Consider the following 15,864-nt stretch of genomic DNA (forward strand, 5'->3'; position numbering starts at 1 on the left):
ACAGGCGCGGAGATGCGGAAATTTGTTTAAAACAATGTTTCAAACAATAATCGCAGGGGCGCGCCTTGTGCTCGCCCCTGCGGTCCGTTCGCGGACGGTTTCAGGCTATTTCAACAGTTTGACGAGCGCCGAGAAATCCTCGTCGGAGTAGCCGGCCTGGTCGGCGTGGTAGAGGCATTCGCGCACGGTGTCGAGTATCGGGAAATCGTCGCAGCCTTCCGTCCGCGATGCCAGGCGCATGTCCTTTAACATGTGTTTCACCGAGAACTGCGGCGCGAAATCGCCCGAGCGCAACTTCGGCTCCTTGAGCGCCGTGACGCCCGAGTAGCTCACGTTTTGCCTGATGACCTTGAAAAACAAATCGTCCAGCACTCCCGCCTTGCGCACCATCGTCAGCGTCTCGGCAAGCGCCTGCATTTGCCCCGCGATGTTCAGGTTCATCGCCAGTTTGAGCGTTGTCGCCTGCGCGTTGGTGCCGATGGTGTATCGAAACTCGGATACAAGCGCGAGCAACGGCTCCACTTCCGCGATCAGCGCATCGTCGCCGCCGAGATAATAAACCGATTTTTTTTGCTCCGCCGCCGGCTTGCTGCCGGTGAACGGCGCCTCCAGGTAACGCGCGCCGCGCGCCTCGACGAGTTTCTTGAACTCGTCGCTGCTTGCCGGATCAATTGTGCTCGACTGGATGACAATTTTTCCCGCGCCGAGGGCGGGCAAAATCTGCTCGAGAACGCCCTTCACCGCCGGCGGATCGGCAACGACAATTTGCACCACGGCGGCCTCCTTTGCGACATCGAGCGCGGAGGGTTTCCATTTCGGAAAATCCGGATGCGCCGTGCGATTCCACGCGCCCGCAAGCACGCCCGCATCGTTGTAATGACGGGCCCACACACTGCCGATAATCCCAAGACCAATGACGCCGATTGTTTTCATAGTGCCCGCACCATCCACCATTTCCCATCAAATCGCAAAATGTATTTGATGAACATGTCCCGAAGGAGGGGCGCGCCCGACGGGCGCGCCGGGAATAGCGGGAGATAAACGCGGCGGTTGGCGGAATGTCGCCGGCGTCCGGAACGGCGAAACCGCCCTACCACATGCGGCGGTAGCCGAGGTTGAATGACCAAGGGCGCTCGTAGGCGGGGGCCTTGGCGTATTCATAATCCAAATACACCTGGCTGCCGGCGTCGATTCGATACGCCGCGCCGAGGCCGGCTTCCATGCGCCAGCCGCGATAGGTCGGCCCCACCTTCGTGTCCAACGCGGTGATTTCGCCGCCGTTGGCATCGACCCGGGCCGCGCCGATTTTGCCGTAGGGATGCCAGCGGCTCGAGAGGAGCTGGCGCCCAAAGCGGAGCTGGCCGCGGTATTGCAGCGTGTCGCTGTCGGAGACGCGCACGGTCATGCGGTTGCCCGGATCGGACGATTTCGTCTCGTAGGTGTCGCCGTTCAGCCAGCCTTGCGAGATTTGCACGGAGGGTTCGAGCCACCAGCCGTCGGTGCGCTTGAGCATGCGGCCAAACTCAACCGAGATGCCTTGCGCCTTGCTCGTGTAATCGCCGGATACCGCGGCGCCGCCATACGGGCGGCTTTCAAAGTCGTGCTTGTAACGGTCGGCGCGCAACACGATGTCGGCATACCAGCCGGCGTCGCCGAGCCAGGTCGCGTAGAGGCCGAGGCCGACGTTGGTGCTGGAGCCGTCGTCGGCGTTGCGGAAATCGCGGTCGGTGCCGCCCATGTCAATGAATGCGCCGAACAGCCAGGTGGCGTTTGCGGAGCCGTTGCGCAGGGCTTTGTCGGCGCCGGCGGTGATGCCGTAGGTGTCCTGGCTGAAGCGGCTGGAGCGCATCGGGCTCAGGGCGTTGAGGCGGTAGGTGTAGCCGCGCATCCAGATGTTGCCGGTGAGCGGCGCGTTGGTGGCGAGGTTTTCGGCGCGCACGTCGCCCATGCGTTTGTGCAGGGAGTCCATGCCGTAGTGCCAGCTCAGGCCGAGGAGGGAGGCGGAGTTGACAATGGTCTGGCCGGCGTCGCTGTAGGGCGAGGGTTCGTCGCCGGTGCCGGTGGGGTTGGCAAGATACCAGTTGGCCGGGTCGGTTTCGCCCTTGACCCAATAATAACGGTAGAGGCCGGCGTCGCGGTATTGCGGGCCGGTGAGGCTGAAGTCGGCTTCGTTCGCGGCCTGCACAATCATGAGGCGTTGTCCGGCCTTGGTCGGGTTGCCGCCGTGGTTGGAGAGGTCGAGCGTGTAGGCGCCCGTGGTGGCGCCGTCGATGCGGAGGAGGTCGCCGCGGAGGAGGGCGAGGTTCGCGGACATCGTGATGGTGTTGACGCCGCCGGCGAGGTTGCCGTGGACGCGCAGGGTTTTGAAGGCGGTGTTGTCGGCGGCGGGCGCGCCGAAGAAGATTTTCGCGCCGGTGGCGAGGGTGAGGTTGTTGACGTCGGAGCTGGCGGTGAGCGTCCACGAGCTGGTGGCGTCGATGTTCACGTTGGCGATGTCGATTTTGCCGGTGAGCGCGGTCGCGCCGGTGAGGGAGACGTTTACCGTGGCGGCGGTGTCGGCGAGGATGTCGCCGGCGAGCGTCATGTTGTTGAAGGTGGCGTTGGTCGTGCCCGTGCCGGCGGCGTTGAGCACGACGCCGCTGTCGGTGATGGCGTGCGCAAGGCTGTCGAGGGTGACGGTGGCGGCGCCGCTGTCGTGCGAGACGTCGATGAGGTTGCCTTCGGCGACGAGCGCGCCGCCGGTGAGCGCGACGGCGCTTTCGCCGGTGCCGGAGATGGCGATGCCGTGGCCGGTAACATCAATCGTCATGGTGCCGCCGGTGACGGTCGATGTGGCGGCGGCGCCGGCGAGGATGTTGATGGCGTTTGCGTTGGCGCCGTTGGTTCTGATCGCGCCGCCGTTCAGGGTGATGGTGGCGGCGGAGGAATGGACGCCGTGGGAGGCGTCGCCTTCGGTCATTATGATGGTGTTGTCGGCGGTGATCGTGGAGATCTTCGAGGTGTCGGTGCTGTTAACCCCGGTGGCGCGGAGGCCGTATGAGCCGGTGCCGGTGGTGGCGATGGCGTTGTCGCCGGTGAGCGCGACGGTGCTGCCGCCGTTGGCGGCGATGCCGTGGCCGACTGATTTGAGCCGGAGGTTTTCGGCGTTGACAGCGCTGGTGCTGGCGTTGTCGGTCCATGCGACGATGCCGCCGGAGTTGTCGGCGGGGGCGTTTTGCACGTCGATGCTGGCGTCGACGAGGTTCACGGTGCCGCCTTTTTCGGCGACGATGCCGATGCCGCGGTTGCCGGTGGTGGTGATTTCGATGGCGGTGCCGGTGAAGACGGCGCCGTCGCTTGCGCCGATGCCGTAGCTGTTGCCATTGCCGGTGGTGGTGATCGAGAGGCCGGCGGCGTTGATGAGCGAGCCGGTGCCGGTGACGAGCACGCCGTGCGCGCCCGTGCCGGTGGTCTTGATGGTGCCGGTGAAGATGCCCGAGCCGTCGGCGTTGATTTTGCCGCCGCTGTAAACATGAACGCCCGCCGCGCCGGTGGCGTTTGTGAGCGTATCCAAATTCAGGATACCGCCCGCGCCGGTTTGGATTTCGGCGTTGTTGACGATGACGCGTCCGTGGACGGTTTGCGAGTGGCCGTCGAGGTTTAGGACTGAATCCGGGTTGAGGGTGAGCTCGCCGGTTTCGCCGAGGGCGTTGTTGGTGATGGCGGTGACGGTGCCGGTGGCGATGGTGGTGGCGCCGGTGTAATCGCTGAGGCCGTTGCCGACGCGGATGACCATGCCGTCGGTGGCGGTGAAGGTGTAGTTGCCGGAGCCGGAGAGGATGGCGCCGAGGGTGTCGTCGGTCGCGCCGTCGGTGGAGATTTGCACGGTCTGGCCGGCGAGGGCGTCGATTTGCGCGAGGCCGTAGTTGAGGTAGATGCCGCTGCCGGTGACGGCGCCGTAATAATCGTAGGTGAGGTCGGCGACGTGCGTGCCGGATTGCACGAGGGCGCTGGTGGAGGAGACCGCGCTGGCGATCGTGCCGGAGCTGGCCGATGAGGGGATGATGCTGATGGAGAGTTGCGTGCCGACGTTGCGCACGGTGCCGGTGACGGCGACGAGCTGGTTTTGCAGCATGCCGGCTGTGCCGGTTTCGAATGCGGGAGGAGGCATGTAGTTGTCCTGATCAATGAGCGCGGGGGCCTTGGTTGATGAGGGGATGATGTTGTGCACGGTGCCGGAGAGGGCGACTTCGACGGTGCCGCCACCGGAGGCGTCGAGCGTGCCGGAGACGGTGAGGAGGTCCTCGACGAAGTTCACGCCGGTGCTGCCGGAGGTGCGGACGGCGAGGGTGCCGCTGTTGAAGGAGAGTCCGGCGATGGTGCCCGCGCCCTCGACGGCGGTGCGGTTGAGGGCGTCGAGGCGGAGGGTGGCGTTGGCGAGGGCGGACATGTTGGTCGCGCCTTGCGAGTTGGCGGTGCCGCCAAGGATGAAGCGGCCGTTGCCGAGGGCGAGGGTGCCGCGGAAATCGTTAACCATGTCGGCGGCGGCGTTGGTGCCGAGGGCGATCAGGTTTGTGCCGCTGCCGTCGGCGAGGCTGATTTTGAGAACGCTGGTGGCGTCGGTCGTCGTGCGGTGGTTGTAGGTGTAGTCGCCCGAGACGGCGCGCTGGACGTGGAATTGCGAGCCGTTGAGGAGGTCGAGGTTGAGGGTGTTCGAGCCGGTGGCGGCGGTGTAGGACCAGAGGGTGTCGTCGGGGACGGTCTCGCCCTGGCGTCCGCCGATGATGTCGCCGGTGACGCTGGTGGCGTTGTCGAGGATGACGCGCAGGGCGTTGGAGTTGGTGGCGCTGGCGTGGAGCGAGATGGCGTTTGTGCCGTTGGTGATCGAGGTGACGCCGTCGAGCGTGAGCGTGCCGCTGGTGTTGACGGCGCGGACGAGTTCGGCGGCGGCGGTGATGGAGCCGGTCTTGATCGTGACGCTGCTGCCGAGGGGCGTGCCGGCGGGCTGGCTGTCGATTCCGAAGAGGATGGCGCTCGTCTCGCTGGTGATGATGGCGTTGGTGGTTTCGATTGCGCCGGCGTTGTCAACGGTCACGGCCACGGCGTTGTTTTTGGCGATGAGGGTGGTGTTTTGCGCGACGAGTTTTCCGCCGCGATTCGCGGTGGTGTCGTAGCCGGAGGCCTTGATCGCGGCGGTGCTGGCGTTGGCGCTGGTCGTGGTGAGCGTGCCGCCGGTGATGCTCACGAAGGCATCGTAGTTGGCGAAAGCGGCGTGCGCCATGTTGCCCTCGGTGGTGATGTTGAAGTTGTCGAGAGCGAGCGTGCTGGTGAAGAGTGCTCCCACACCGCTGGCCGCCGCGCCGAAGGAGTGGTCGCCTTGCGTGGTGATAGAGCCGTTCTTGAAGGAGAGGATGGCGCCGTTGGTGGCGTGGATGCCGTAGGATGCGTCACCGGTCGTGCTGATGTTGGTTGTTTCGGCGGTGCTGACGATGCGCGCGCCGGAGCCTATTGCGTAGATGCCGTGCGAATAGTCTCCGATCGTGGCGATTGTGCTGACGGTGCCGGGGACGGGCGTTGTTGCGAGCGCGGTTCGGTAAACGGAGCTGGTTTCGGCGTTGTTGTGGGCGTTGGCGCTTGCGGAACCCGAATAAGCATGAATGCCGTAAGCGGATGTGCCGCTCGTGTTGATGTTGCCGGAGTTTACGACAATGGCCGCGCCCTCGGTATTCTCGGTGCGGGCGTAAATGGCGCTCGACGAGCCTCCCTCAGTGATGAGGCGGCCAGTGTTAATGATGGTGGCTGCGTTGTTGGAGCCGTCCGTCGTGGTTCCGGAGGTGACGCCGGCATAGAGCGCGTAGGCGGAATCGCCGCGGGTTTCGATGGTGCCGGAGGAATAGGTGATCGTCACGTTGCCGTCGTTGCGGCCCGCACCGCCGTTGATGGTCGCGGCGAGACCGTAGGAATAGACGTTTGTGCCCGTGCTCTCGGGGATGTCAGCGGCGGCAAGGATGTTGCCCGAACCGGTGATGGAGAGGTTGCCGATGTTGTTTATGGCGTGGATATACGCACCGGCGCCGCGGTTTTGAGCGTGGGTTTCGATGTCGCCGTCGATGACCATGCGGATGTCGCCGGTGCCGGATTTGGTAACATAGATGGCGGAGCCCGCGCTGTCGATCCAGTTGCCCGTGTCCGTGTCGGTCGAGCCTTTCTGAATGGTGATCTTGCCGATGGCGTGCGTGATGTCCACATCGCCGTCGCTGCGGCTGGCATTGACGATGATGCCGTGCGCGCTCTCGGCGGAGGTGGTGATTGAGGCGGTGTTATCGATGGTTATGCTGCCTTTGCCGATGGCGTAGATGCCGGTGGACTGCGTGCCGGTTGTGGCGAGTGCGCCGGTGTTGGTGATGTCGATGTTGCCGGAGCCGGTGGCGTAAATGGCGTGGGAGTTTTCGCCGTTGGTGGTGATGTTGCCGGCGTTGGTGATGGTGATGGAGCCGGCGGCTTGGAGGAGTTCCCTGGTGCTGCTGTCGTATCCGGTTGCGGAGATGCCGTGCGCGGCGGAGCCGCTGGTTTCGATGGTGGCGGCGGTGTTGACGAGTATCGCGCCGGTGCCGCCGGTGGTGAATGCCATGATGCCGTGCGAGCGGTCGCCGGCGGTTCGGATGGTGCCGCTGACGGCGGATGCGGTGTAGGCGCCGGTGAGGGTGTCGGTCGCGCCAGCACGGTCTGCGGTGTAGCCGATGCGGACGTCGCCGTTGCCGGTGGTGTTGCTGATGTAGGCGCGGATGCCGCGGTTGTCGGTGCCGAGGGTTTCGATGAGCGAATCGGCGTTGTTGGAGGTGACGGTGACGTTGCCGGAGGTGCCGTCGTGGCCGGCGTTGATGCCGGTGCCGCCCGCGGTGTCGGCGTTGCCGGCGAGGATGTGGGTGCCGGTGTATTCGATGGCGATTTGACCGGTGCCGCTGACGTGCGCGACGATACCTTGCGGATGTGTGCCGGAACCACTGGCGATGATTTCGCCGGTGGCGTAGATTTGGGCGTTGCCGGAACCGGTGGCGCCGATTTGCCGCGCCCAGAGTGCATCGGCGTTGAAGCCGGTGACTTCTACTTTGGCGCCGGTGTAATGGATGATGGCGCTGCCGTTACCGGTTGAGTGGGCGGCGATGCCTTCGGGCACGCTTGTGCCGTTGACGTCGCCGGTGTGGGAAACCGTGGCGGCGGCGTGGATGATGGCGTCGCCGTTGCCGGCGTTTTGCGCGTAAATGCTATATCCGCCGTTGCCGGTGTTGGTGATCGCGCCGGAAAGTGGATTTGCGGCCGTGCCGATGGTGACTGTGCCGGTCGAGGCGGCGCCGGTGATTTGCGCGAGGATGCCGTGGGATGCGGTGCCGGTGGTGGTGATGTTGCCGGTGTTGAGGACCGTGATATTGCTGTCGCCGGTCGCATGGGCGTAGATGCCGTGGGCGGCGATGCCGGAGGTTTCGATGTCGGCGGCGTTGTTGATGGTGATGCCGCCCGAGCCGGCGTTGCTGGCGTAAATGCCGTGCGAAGTCGTGCCTGAGGTTGTGATTTTGCCCGAGACGGGCGCGGCGGCGCCGGAGCTGTTCACACCGATGCCGATGTTTCCGGTGGCGTCGGTGCCGGTGATGAGCGCGTAGATGCCGTGCGAGTTGCCCCCAAGGGTGGAGAGGTCGCCGGTGCTGGTGATGCGGATGTTGCCGCGGGAGGCGAAGGTGGCGCCGGCGTTGGTCTGTTGATGCGCGTAGATGGCGGAGGCGGCGTTGGCGACGCCGGTCGCGCCGGTGCCGGTGGCGATGGTGGTGCCGTTGTTGTCGATGTTGATGTCGCCGGTGGCGTCGGCCAGCGCGCCGGTGCCGGTGATGTGGAGCGCGGCGATGCCGTAGTTGGCGGAGCCGTTGCCGGTTTGCGAGGGTGTTTCGAGGATGTTGATGCTGCCGCCGTTGGTGGTGATGTTGATGTCGGCGTTGGTGCCGTTCACGCCCTTGGTTTGCACAAGGATGCCGTCGCCGTTGACGCCGTTGGCGGTGATGTTCGCATTGGTGACAGTGATATTGATGTCGCCGGAGGTGGCGGTGCTTTCGGCGCGGATGCCGGTGGCGTCGTAGCTCGCGGTGGTGATGTTGCCGTTGGCGTGGTTGATTTCGATGCCGTCGGAGGCTCCGGTGGCGGTCACGTAGGCGTGGATCGCGTGAGAATAGGTGCCGCTGACGGCGGCGGTCGATGTGGTTACGATTTCGCCGGTGTTGTTGATGATGATTTTGCCGGAGCCGGAGCCGCTGGCGTAAATGCCCATGGCACCGGTGCCGGAGGTGGAGATCGCGCCGCTGTTGCTGATGGTGATCGCGCTGCTGGTGACCGGGGCGCTGGCGTTGGCATAAATGCCGTGCGATGAATTGCCGTCGGTCGTGATTTCGGCGGCGGAATGGATGTTGATGTTTCCGGTGCCCGAGTTCGTGGCCGCGATGCCGTGCGCGTCGGGTCCGGTGGTGGCGAGCGTGCCGGTGACGGGGGAGGCGGCATCGCCGATGTCGATGCTGCCGGAGCCGGTGGCGATGGCGCGGATTGCGACAGCCGCGGCCCCTGCCGTGGTGATGTTGGCAGTGGTGTCGATTCTGATTGATCCCGCGGTGCTGCTGGTGGAAATGCCGTGGGCGTTTGCCGCGGTCGTGGTGATGGATGAGCCGGGGCCGGTGATGTTCACCGATGCCTGCTCGCCGCCGTTCACGTAAATGCCGACACTGTCCGTGCGAATGTGCGTGTTGCTGCCGGTGATGTTGACGATGGCGTTGGTGGATGAGCTGGCGGAGAGACCTGTCGCGCCCGAGCCCCGCGATTCCACGGTGGTGTTGTCCCCGGTGATGTTGATGGCGGCCTGTTTGCGTCCGGAGGCGTAAATGTTGGCGCCGGTTCCCATCTCGCGCATGGTGCCGCCAGTGTAGTTTGTTATGAAGGAATTGTTGCTGCCGGTGATGTTGACGATTGTGCTGCCGCCCGAGGCGGCTTGGTTTTCGGCAAGGATGGTGTTTGTGTAGTTGTTGTTGCCGGCGCCGGCGATGCTGGTGGCAACATCCACCACGCTGTTGGATGCGTTGAAGTTGACCGTGTTGGTGGAATTGACGGATTTGGTTTTGGTGTAGATTCCCTCCACGGTGTGGCTGCCCTGGCCGTAAAGCAGGATCGAGCCTTCGAGGTTGAGCGTGAGGTCGCCGTAATCCTGATCGCTTGTCAAAGCAGTGCCATTGTTGCCGCCCAGCGAAATCAACGAGGGGTGACCGCCCGCGCCTGTTGCGTGTGATGCGTCGGTGCCAATGGCCGCTCCATTTATTGTGAGGATGGCACCCTGTCCGAGCGTGCTGAATGCGGGTGAAAAGTTGGGGTCGCCCGCGACGAGATAATTGGTGGACGAGGTGATGCCCGACACATTGGCCGTGGCCGGCTGGCCATTGGCAATGCCCGCCATGAAAATGAGCGAGAGGGTAAATGCCGGGGAAAAACCAGCCAGCGAGGCTAACGAATGGCGAATGTGTGTTTTCATCATGTGTGTGCTAAAAGAAAAAAATATGTTAAAAAGGATCCCTGAATTTGCAAAAAAGATGAAATAATGTCCCATTGCAAGATTCTGTGAACATGCCGTAATTGGCGAAACTAATGAGTTTTTCGTGAGTTTGCCGACGAGGGGCAATTTCAGCGAACACGCAACGTATTGCTAATAAATACAATAACTGTATTTATTAGACGTGTTCTTTGGGAAAAGAAGGTGGAGCGCAACCAAACCTGAATGCGCCATTTTTGCCCGAGCTATTCCTTATAGTAGTCCTTGAACCAATCGACGAAGTTCGCGAGGCCGGTGTCGAGCGTGGTTTGCGGTTCGTAGCCAGTGGCGATTTTTATGCGTTCGATGTCGGCCCAAGTTTCAGGCATGTCGCCGGGTTGAGGGGGAAGGAGTTTCACGTCGGCTTTGCGGCCCATCAGTTTTTCCAGTTTTTCCACGAACTCCAGCATTCGGACGGGTTTGTTGTGTCCGAGGTTGAACACGCGATAGGGCGGCTTGGGCTGCGGTTCCTGCACGGGCAGTTTGAAAAGGACCTTGAGCACGCCGTCGACGATGTCGTCGATGTAGGTGAAGTCGCGCAATGATTTGCCGTGGTTGAAGAGTGGCAGTGTCTCTCCGTCGCGGATTTTTTTCGCAAAGATGACCGGCGACATGTCGGGGCGGCCCCACGGGCCGTAGACGGTGAAAAGGCGCAGGCCTGTGATCATCAGTCCGTGCAGGTGCGCGTAGCTGTAGGCCATGAGCTCGTTGCATTTTTTGGTCGCGCCGTAAAACGACAGGGGTTGGTCGGTGATCTGGTCCTCCGAAAAGGGCAGGCGCGCGCTTGCGCCGTAAATGCTGCTCGACGAGGCGAAGACGATGTGCCGCGGCGGATGCTTGCGGCAGGCTTCGAGGATGTTGAGAAAGCCGGTGATGTTGCTGCGCACGTAGGCGTCGGGATTTTCCGTGCTGTAACGCACGCCCGCCTGCGCGCCGAAATGCGCGACGTAGTCGGGCCGGTAGTTTTCATACAGGCTGGAAAAGGCGTCCGCGTCGGCAAAATCCATCTGGACAAAACGAAACCCGTCCAGGCCGTCGAGTTGCGCGAGGCGCGCGCGTTTCAGCTCGGCGGGATAATAGCTGTTGAGGCTGTCAACGCCCAGCACTTCGCAGCGTTTTGTTTCCGCGAGTTGGCGGCTGATGTGATAGCCGATGAACCCGGCGGCACCTGTGACAAGAATCTTCATGAGTTAAGTGAGAGCGAAGTAAAGGTGAGCAGTTGCTCCGCCGCCAGCGAAATTAAAAAAACGAAACCGGCGGAGGGCCGGATCGAGTGGCGCGATTAATTGCATTCCGCGGCGCATGCGCAAATTGACATCGCTTTCGGTTGCCGCCTTTCTGGATTCTTCGCCCGCAAAACGTGTCTCTTGAAAACCCATCGCCAGCATCCCCGCGCTACGTCGGACGCCTCGCGCCGTCGCCGACCGGATATTTGCACCTCGGACATGCGCGCACATTTTGGTTTGCCGCCGAGCGCGCGCGAGCGGCGGGCGGCGTGCTTTTAATGCGCAACGACGACCTTGACCGCGCCCGGTGCCGGCCGGAATTTGTCGGGGCGATGCTCGAGGATTTGCGCTGGCTCGGTTTTTCATGGAGGGAGCCCGTCTATTCGCAGAGCGGGCGAATTCCGGTCTATCGCGAGGCGCTGGAGCGTTTGCATGAGGCGGGGTTAATCTATCCGTGCGATCGTTCGCGGCGCGATGTTGCCGGGGCCGTCGGCGCGCCGCATGAGGGCGGGGCGCAGGATGACGAGCCGGTGTTTCCCCGCGAGTGGCGTCCGCCACCGGATGCGAAACTTCCCGCGCTCCCGCCGCGCGACGAACCGATCACGACCAACTGGCGTTTCCGTGTGCCGGACGACGGGGAGGTTGTGTTTATCGACAACGCGCTCGGGCGGCAAAGCGCGGTGGCGGGGCGCGACCTTGGCGATTTTATCGTGTGGCGCCGCGATGACATGCCGAGCTACCAACTCGCGTGCGCGGTCGATGACGCCGCGCTTGGCGTGACGGAAGTCGTGCGCGGGGCGGATTTGGTGCGCTCGACATTTCGCCAGATTTTGCTGATGCGTGCGCTTGGCGCAAATGCGCCGCAGTATTTTCATTGCCCCTTGATGGCCGATGAAAGCGGGCGGCGGCTTGCCAAACGCCATGACGCGCTGGCGCTGCGCACGCTGCGGGAGCGGGGCGTTTCACCGGAGGCGCTTCTGCGGCAATTTCACGCGGACGCGAAGGCCGACTGATATTTACCCGGGCGAAGGCGCGCTTTTTTCCACATTTCATTTGACAGACGATGAAGGGAGCGGTGTCTTTTCCGGTTTTTATGAAAGTCGTCTCCTCCATCAAATCCGCGAAGAAACGCCATCCTGACTGCCAGGTGGTTCGTCGTCGTGGCAAAATCTACGTTATCAACAAGACCGACCCGCGTTACAAGGCGCGTCAGGGTTGATCTCCCAACTATTTAATCAGGAATAATTACCGTGAAAGCCGAAGGTCATCCTACTCTCAACAACGTTTGCTTCCTCGACGTCGCAACCGGAAAGCGTTTCCTTACCAAGTCCACCATGAAGTCCGCCCGCAAGGAGACGATTGATGGCCAGGAATACTTCGTCGTCGTGCGCGACGTGACGATGGACTCGCATCCCGCCTACACCGGCGAGAAGCGCCTCGTGGACACGGCCGGTCGTGTCGAGAAGTTCACGTCGAAGTTCCGCCGCCGTGGCAAAGTCGCCACGAAATAAGGCGCATAAAAAACTCTTTTTCGAAACCCTCTCCCGCAATGGAGGGGGTTTTTTAATAGCCGCAAAAAGGCGCAAACGTCGCAAAAGGGAATAGAAGATTGTCCGTCAGGTTTGCCGTGGCGGGGCGGGCCGGGGATTGCAAAATCACCACACGGCGGCATCGGCGTTTCGAGCGATATCGACAGTCCGCCAACCTCCCCGCCTGTGCGTCTTGGAAACCTTTTTGCCCGCATCCTTGCCCAGTAGGTTTGCTTTTCAGTCTTTCAGCCCTTCAGTCTTTCAGCCTTTCTTTCCGTCATGCCCGATCCTGTCGCAGTCAATTCCATGTTTTCGCGCATTGCGCGCCGCTATGATTTGGCGAATCGCCTGCTCAGTTTCGGCATGGACCGGTGGTGGCGGTGGCGGCTCGTGCGCGCCGTGCGCAAGGGCGGTCCGGACGCGGTGCTCGACTTGGCGACCGGCAGCGGCGACGTGGCGTTTGCGCTCGCGCGCGGACTGGATGCCGGCACGCGGATCACAGGCATGGACTTTTGCCAGCCGATGCTCGACGAGGCGGAGGTGAAAAAAGCGGCGATGAGGAAGCGCGGCGGACGACATGCGGCGCGCGCGGACCGGATTGTTTTCCGGCAGGGCGACGGCATGGCGCTGCCCCTGCCCGACGCGTGCGCGGACGCGGTCACGATTTCGTTTGGACTGCGCAACATGGCCGACCGGCACAAATCACTTTGCGAGATGCGCCGCGTGCTTCGCCCCGGCGGGCGCGTGTTTGTGCTGGAATTCTCGCAACCGTGGCGATGGTTCAGGCCGGTTTATTATTTTTATCTCAGGCACCTGCTGCCGCGAATCGCGGGATGGGTGACCGGCGACCGCGAGGCCTACAATTACCTGAACAACACAATCGAGCAATTCCCCGCGCGCCCGGTGCTTGAGGCCGAATTGCGCGCGGCCGGTTTTGAAAAGGTGGCCTCGCACGGCATGACCTGCGGCATCGTGGCGCTGCACTCGGGAACCAAATAAACCTTTTTTTGACGCGGGTTTGCATGGACAAAAACTTGCAACAGTCCATCGGTGCGGCACTCTTTGGCGCAGTCCATCACAGGAAATCGCATCAAAACCATCCAACCATCATGAAAAAAATTCTGTCATCCATCGTCATCGCCCTTTGCGCCAGCGCCTTCGTTCTTGTTGGCTGCTCGAAGAAACAGGAAAACACGCTCGAGATTCCGACCTTCAAGAGCAACAACGTGAACCTGTATTTGAAAGACTACGCGGCCTATTGCGATTCGGTGAAGGAGCCGCAGCAATACGCGCAGATTCCCGAAAAAATGGCCGAGTTTGCGAAACGCCAGGCCGAGGTTGTCAAGGAGCTCCAAGGCGAGACCGAGGTGACCGCGTTTAACAAATGCATCACACAAATTCGCGAGCGCTTTGAAAAAACGCGCGGCGAGGCGGCGAAGGCGGCCAATAAATAACGAGTCCGCATCGCTTAAAAATTCTAAAAACAAAAACGGGCGCCGATATCAGATCGGCGTCCGTTTTTGTTTTATTTGTTGTTGGCCATAACGGTAGGGCGAAGTCTTCGGCTGAGCCGGCATATATAGAAATGATCAATCGGCTCAGCCGGAAGCTTCGCCCTGCTCAAAATCCATTAACAAACAGGCGCTATTTCCCCAACAATTCCCCGGCGTGGGCGAGGGCGCTTTTGGCGGTGCGGTCTCCAAGCATGCGGGCGAGCTCGCTCACGCGGGCCTTGCGGTCTTCGTGGATCGGCTCGATTTCGACAACAGTGCGGTTTTTCGACTGGTCTTTTGTCACAACAAGATGATTTGCCGCCTGCGCCGCGACTTGCGGCAGGTGCGTGACGCAGAGCACTTGGTGGTTGCGCGCGATGGCCGCCATTTTTTCGCCGACCACTTTTCCGATTTCGCCGCCGACGTTGGCATCGACTTCGTCGAACACAAGCAGCGGCACTTCGTCGAGGTCGGCGAGCACGGTTTTTAACGCGAGCATCACGCGCGCAAGCTCGCCGCTCGATGCAACCCGGTTGAGCGGAAGCGGCGGCTCGCCGATGTTTGGCGAGAAGAGAAACTCGCAGCCGCAATCGCCCGTCGGCCCCGGCTCGGCGAGCGAGGTGATGCTCACGCGGAAATCGGCCTTTTTGAAACCGAGCTGGGCGATGCTTTTGGCGGCGACCTTGGCGAGTTCCTTGGATGCCTTTTCGCGAACTTCGCGCAGTGCTTGCGCGGCTTTTTTCATGGCGCGTGAGGCATCGGAGATTTGTTTTTCGATGCGCGCGAGCGAGCCTTCGATGTCGCCTTGGATTTCAAGGCGACGGCGCATGTCGTCGCGCGCGGCGATGACGGCGCGGACGTCGTTGCCGTGCTTGCGGCGGGCGTCGAGCCACGCGTCCATGCGGGCTTGCAGTTCGGCGGCCTGTTCGGGGTCGAATTGGTATTCGCCGCCGAGGGCCTCGAATTCCGAGCCGAGGTCGGCGAGTTCGAGCGAGGCGGAGGAAAGGCGGTCGGCGAGCGCCTTGCTGGCGGGGTCGAGTGTTTCAAGATGGCGTGCCTCGCGCACAAGCGCGGCGATTCGCGCGGTCGCGCCGTCCTCGCCCATGAGTCCCTCGGAAAGCGCGGAGGCGAGGCTGATGAGTTCCTGCGCGCGGCTTTGGCGCTGGAAATCGCGCTCGAGGTTTTCAACGGCTTCCTCGGTGAGTTCGAGCGAGTCGAGTTTGGCGAGCTGGGTTTCCAGAAAATCGATCTGGTCGGGCGAGAGGCGGGTTTCCTTGGTGATGCGATCGCGCTCGGCGAGGAGCTCGCGCCACGCGCGGTATTTTTCCTGGTAGGCGGAGAGCTCGGGCGAGGCGCGGCCGAAGAGGTCGAGCAGTTCGAGCTGGCAGTTTTCCTTGAGCAGGCGGCGCGGTTCGCTCGGGCCGTGAAAGTCGATCCAAGCCTCGCCGAGTTGCTGGAGTGTCGAGAGCGAGGCGAGGCCGCCGTTGACGGTGATCTTGGGGGCTTTTTCGCGGGCGAGGCTGCGTTTCAGGATGAGCAGGCCGTCGTCGCATTCGGGCAGGTCGAGCGAGGCGAGCAGGGCGTTGATTTTTTTCTCGCTCTTGAAAAAGAGCGCGGCCTCGACTTCGCACGAAGGCGCGCCCTGGCGGATGAGGGTTTTGTCCGCGCGCTCGCCGGCGAGCAGGCTGAGCGCGCCGAGGAGGATGCTTTTGCCCGCGCCGGTTTCGCCTGTGACGGCGGTGAAGCCGGGCTCGAAGTCGAGCGAGACTTCCTTAAGCAAGGCCAGGTTTTTGATGCGGATCGATTGAAGCATGGGCGGGCGGAAAATTGGAGGCTGCAATTATGGGCATACTAAAACCGCGAGACTTTCAAGCCGAAGCGGGGGCGCGGCGCATTGGAGATGGCTTGTCGCAAAAAATGCCGCGCAAGCGGCCCGGCGCCCACGGATTTCGTCGGGAAAATTTGTGTTTATGTTTTACAAAAAACTATTGTTTATTTGCTTACAACGATGAGGCCGTTCGGCA

9 protein-coding genes are annotated in these 15,864 nt (G+C 62.3%); 5 read left to right on the forward strand and 4 right to left on the reverse strand.

Annotated elements, in window-relative coordinates; translation table 11 throughout:
- Positions 1–105: 105 nt before the first annotated feature.
- The 3 genes from CKA38_RS07220 to CKA38_RS07230 form a co-directional block, all read right to left on the reverse strand.
- Positions 106–933 carry an NAD(P)-dependent oxidoreductase gene (locus tag CKA38_RS07220; protein ID WP_108826478.1) on the reverse strand — a complete coding sequence of 276 codons (828 nt, stop codon included), beginning with the start codon at positions 931–933 and terminating at the stop codon, positions 106–108.
- 157 nt (positions 934–1,090) lie between these two features.
- On the reverse strand, positions 1,091–9,538 hold the full coding sequence (locus CKA38_RS07225) for an autotransporter outer membrane beta-barrel domain-containing protein (RefSeq protein ID WP_152032717.1): 8,448 nt from the start codon (positions 9,536–9,538) through the stop codon (positions 1,091–1,093).
- A gap of 260 nt (positions 9,539–9,798) precedes the next feature.
- Positions 9,799–10,779, reverse strand: coding sequence for an NAD-dependent epimerase/dehydratase family protein (locus tag CKA38_RS07230; RefSeq protein ID WP_108824872.1), 981 nt, complete (start codon positions 10,777–10,779; stop codon positions 9,799–9,801).
- A gap of 173 nt (positions 10,780–10,952) precedes the next feature.
- On the opposite strand from CKA38_RS07230, the gene gluQRS reads away from it, so the two are divergent.
- The 5 genes from gluQRS (at position 10,953) to CKA38_RS07255 (ending at position 13,801) form a co-directional block, all read left to right on the forward strand.
- A complete protein-coding gene (gene gluQRS / locus CKA38_RS07235; protein WP_108826479.1) occupies positions 10,953–11,831 on the forward strand; it encodes a tRNA glutamyl-Q(34) synthetase GluQRS in 879 nt (292 codons plus the stop codon).
- An 80-nt stretch (positions 11,832–11,911) separates the two neighbouring features.
- On the forward strand, positions 11,912–12,037 hold the full coding sequence (gene ykgO / locus CKA38_RS07240) for a type B 50S ribosomal protein L36 (RefSeq protein ID WP_107742546.1): 126 nt from the start codon (positions 11,912–11,914) through the stop codon (positions 12,035–12,037).
- Positions 12,038–12,068: 31 nt separating this feature from the next.
- Positions 12,069–12,329 (forward strand): type B 50S ribosomal protein L31, encoded by a 261-nt coding sequence (locus CKA38_RS07245; RefSeq protein ID WP_108824873.1) that lies wholly within the window; start codon positions 12,069–12,071, stop codon positions 12,327–12,329.
- A 297-nt stretch (positions 12,330–12,626) separates the two neighbouring features.
- Positions 12,627–13,346, forward strand: coding sequence for a class I SAM-dependent methyltransferase (locus CKA38_RS07250; RefSeq protein WP_108824874.1), 720 nt, complete (start codon positions 12,627–12,629; stop codon positions 13,344–13,346).
- Positions 13,347–13,456: 110 nt separating this feature from the next.
- Positions 13,457–13,801, forward strand: coding sequence for a hypothetical protein (locus CKA38_RS07255; RefSeq protein WP_152032718.1), 345 nt, complete (start codon positions 13,457–13,459; stop codon positions 13,799–13,801).
- Between the two features lie 190 nt (positions 13,802–13,991).
- On the opposite strand, the gene recN is transcribed toward CKA38_RS07255, so the two are convergent.
- Entirely contained in the window at positions 13,992–15,653 is a 1,662-nt protein-coding gene (gene recN, locus CKA38_RS07260; protein ID WP_108824876.1) for a DNA repair protein RecN, read from the reverse strand.
- Between the last annotated feature and the right edge of the window lie 211 nt (positions 15,654–15,864).

The sequence above is a fragment of the Ereboglobus luteus genome (assembly GCF_003096195.1).
In the GTDB taxonomy this organism is placed as follows: domain Bacteria; phylum Verrucomicrobiota; class Verrucomicrobiia; order Opitutales; family Opitutaceae; genus Ereboglobus; species Ereboglobus luteus.

What these genes read in the sequence shown, in the direction of transcription:
- recN (WP_108824876.1), bottom strand. Translation starts at nt 15,653, where the DNA reads ATGCTTCAATCGATCCGCATCAAAAACCTGGCCTTGCTTAAGGAAGTC.
- CKA38_RS07220 (WP_108826478.1), bottom strand. Translation starts at nt 933, where the DNA reads ATGAAAACAATCGGCGTCATTGGTCTTGGGATTATCGGCAGTGTGTGG.
- CKA38_RS07250 (WP_108824874.1), top strand. Translation starts at nt 12,627, where the DNA reads ATGCCCGATCCTGTCGCAGTCAATTCCATGTTTTCGCGCATTGCGCGC.
- CKA38_RS07225 (WP_152032717.1), bottom strand. Translation starts at nt 9,538, where the DNA reads ATGATGAAAACACACATTCGCCATTCGTTAGCCTCGCTGGCTGGTTTT.
- CKA38_RS07255 (WP_152032718.1), top strand. Translation starts at nt 13,457, where the DNA reads ATGAAAAAAATTCTGTCATCCATCGTCATCGCCCTTTGCGCCAGCGCC.
- ykgO (WP_107742546.1), top strand. Translation starts at nt 11,912, where the DNA reads ATGAAAGTCGTCTCCTCCATCAAATCCGCGAAGAAACGCCATCCTGAC.
- CKA38_RS07230 (WP_108824872.1), bottom strand. Translation starts at nt 10,779, where the DNA reads ATGAAGATTCTTGTCACAGGTGCCGCCGGGTTCATCGGCTATCACATC.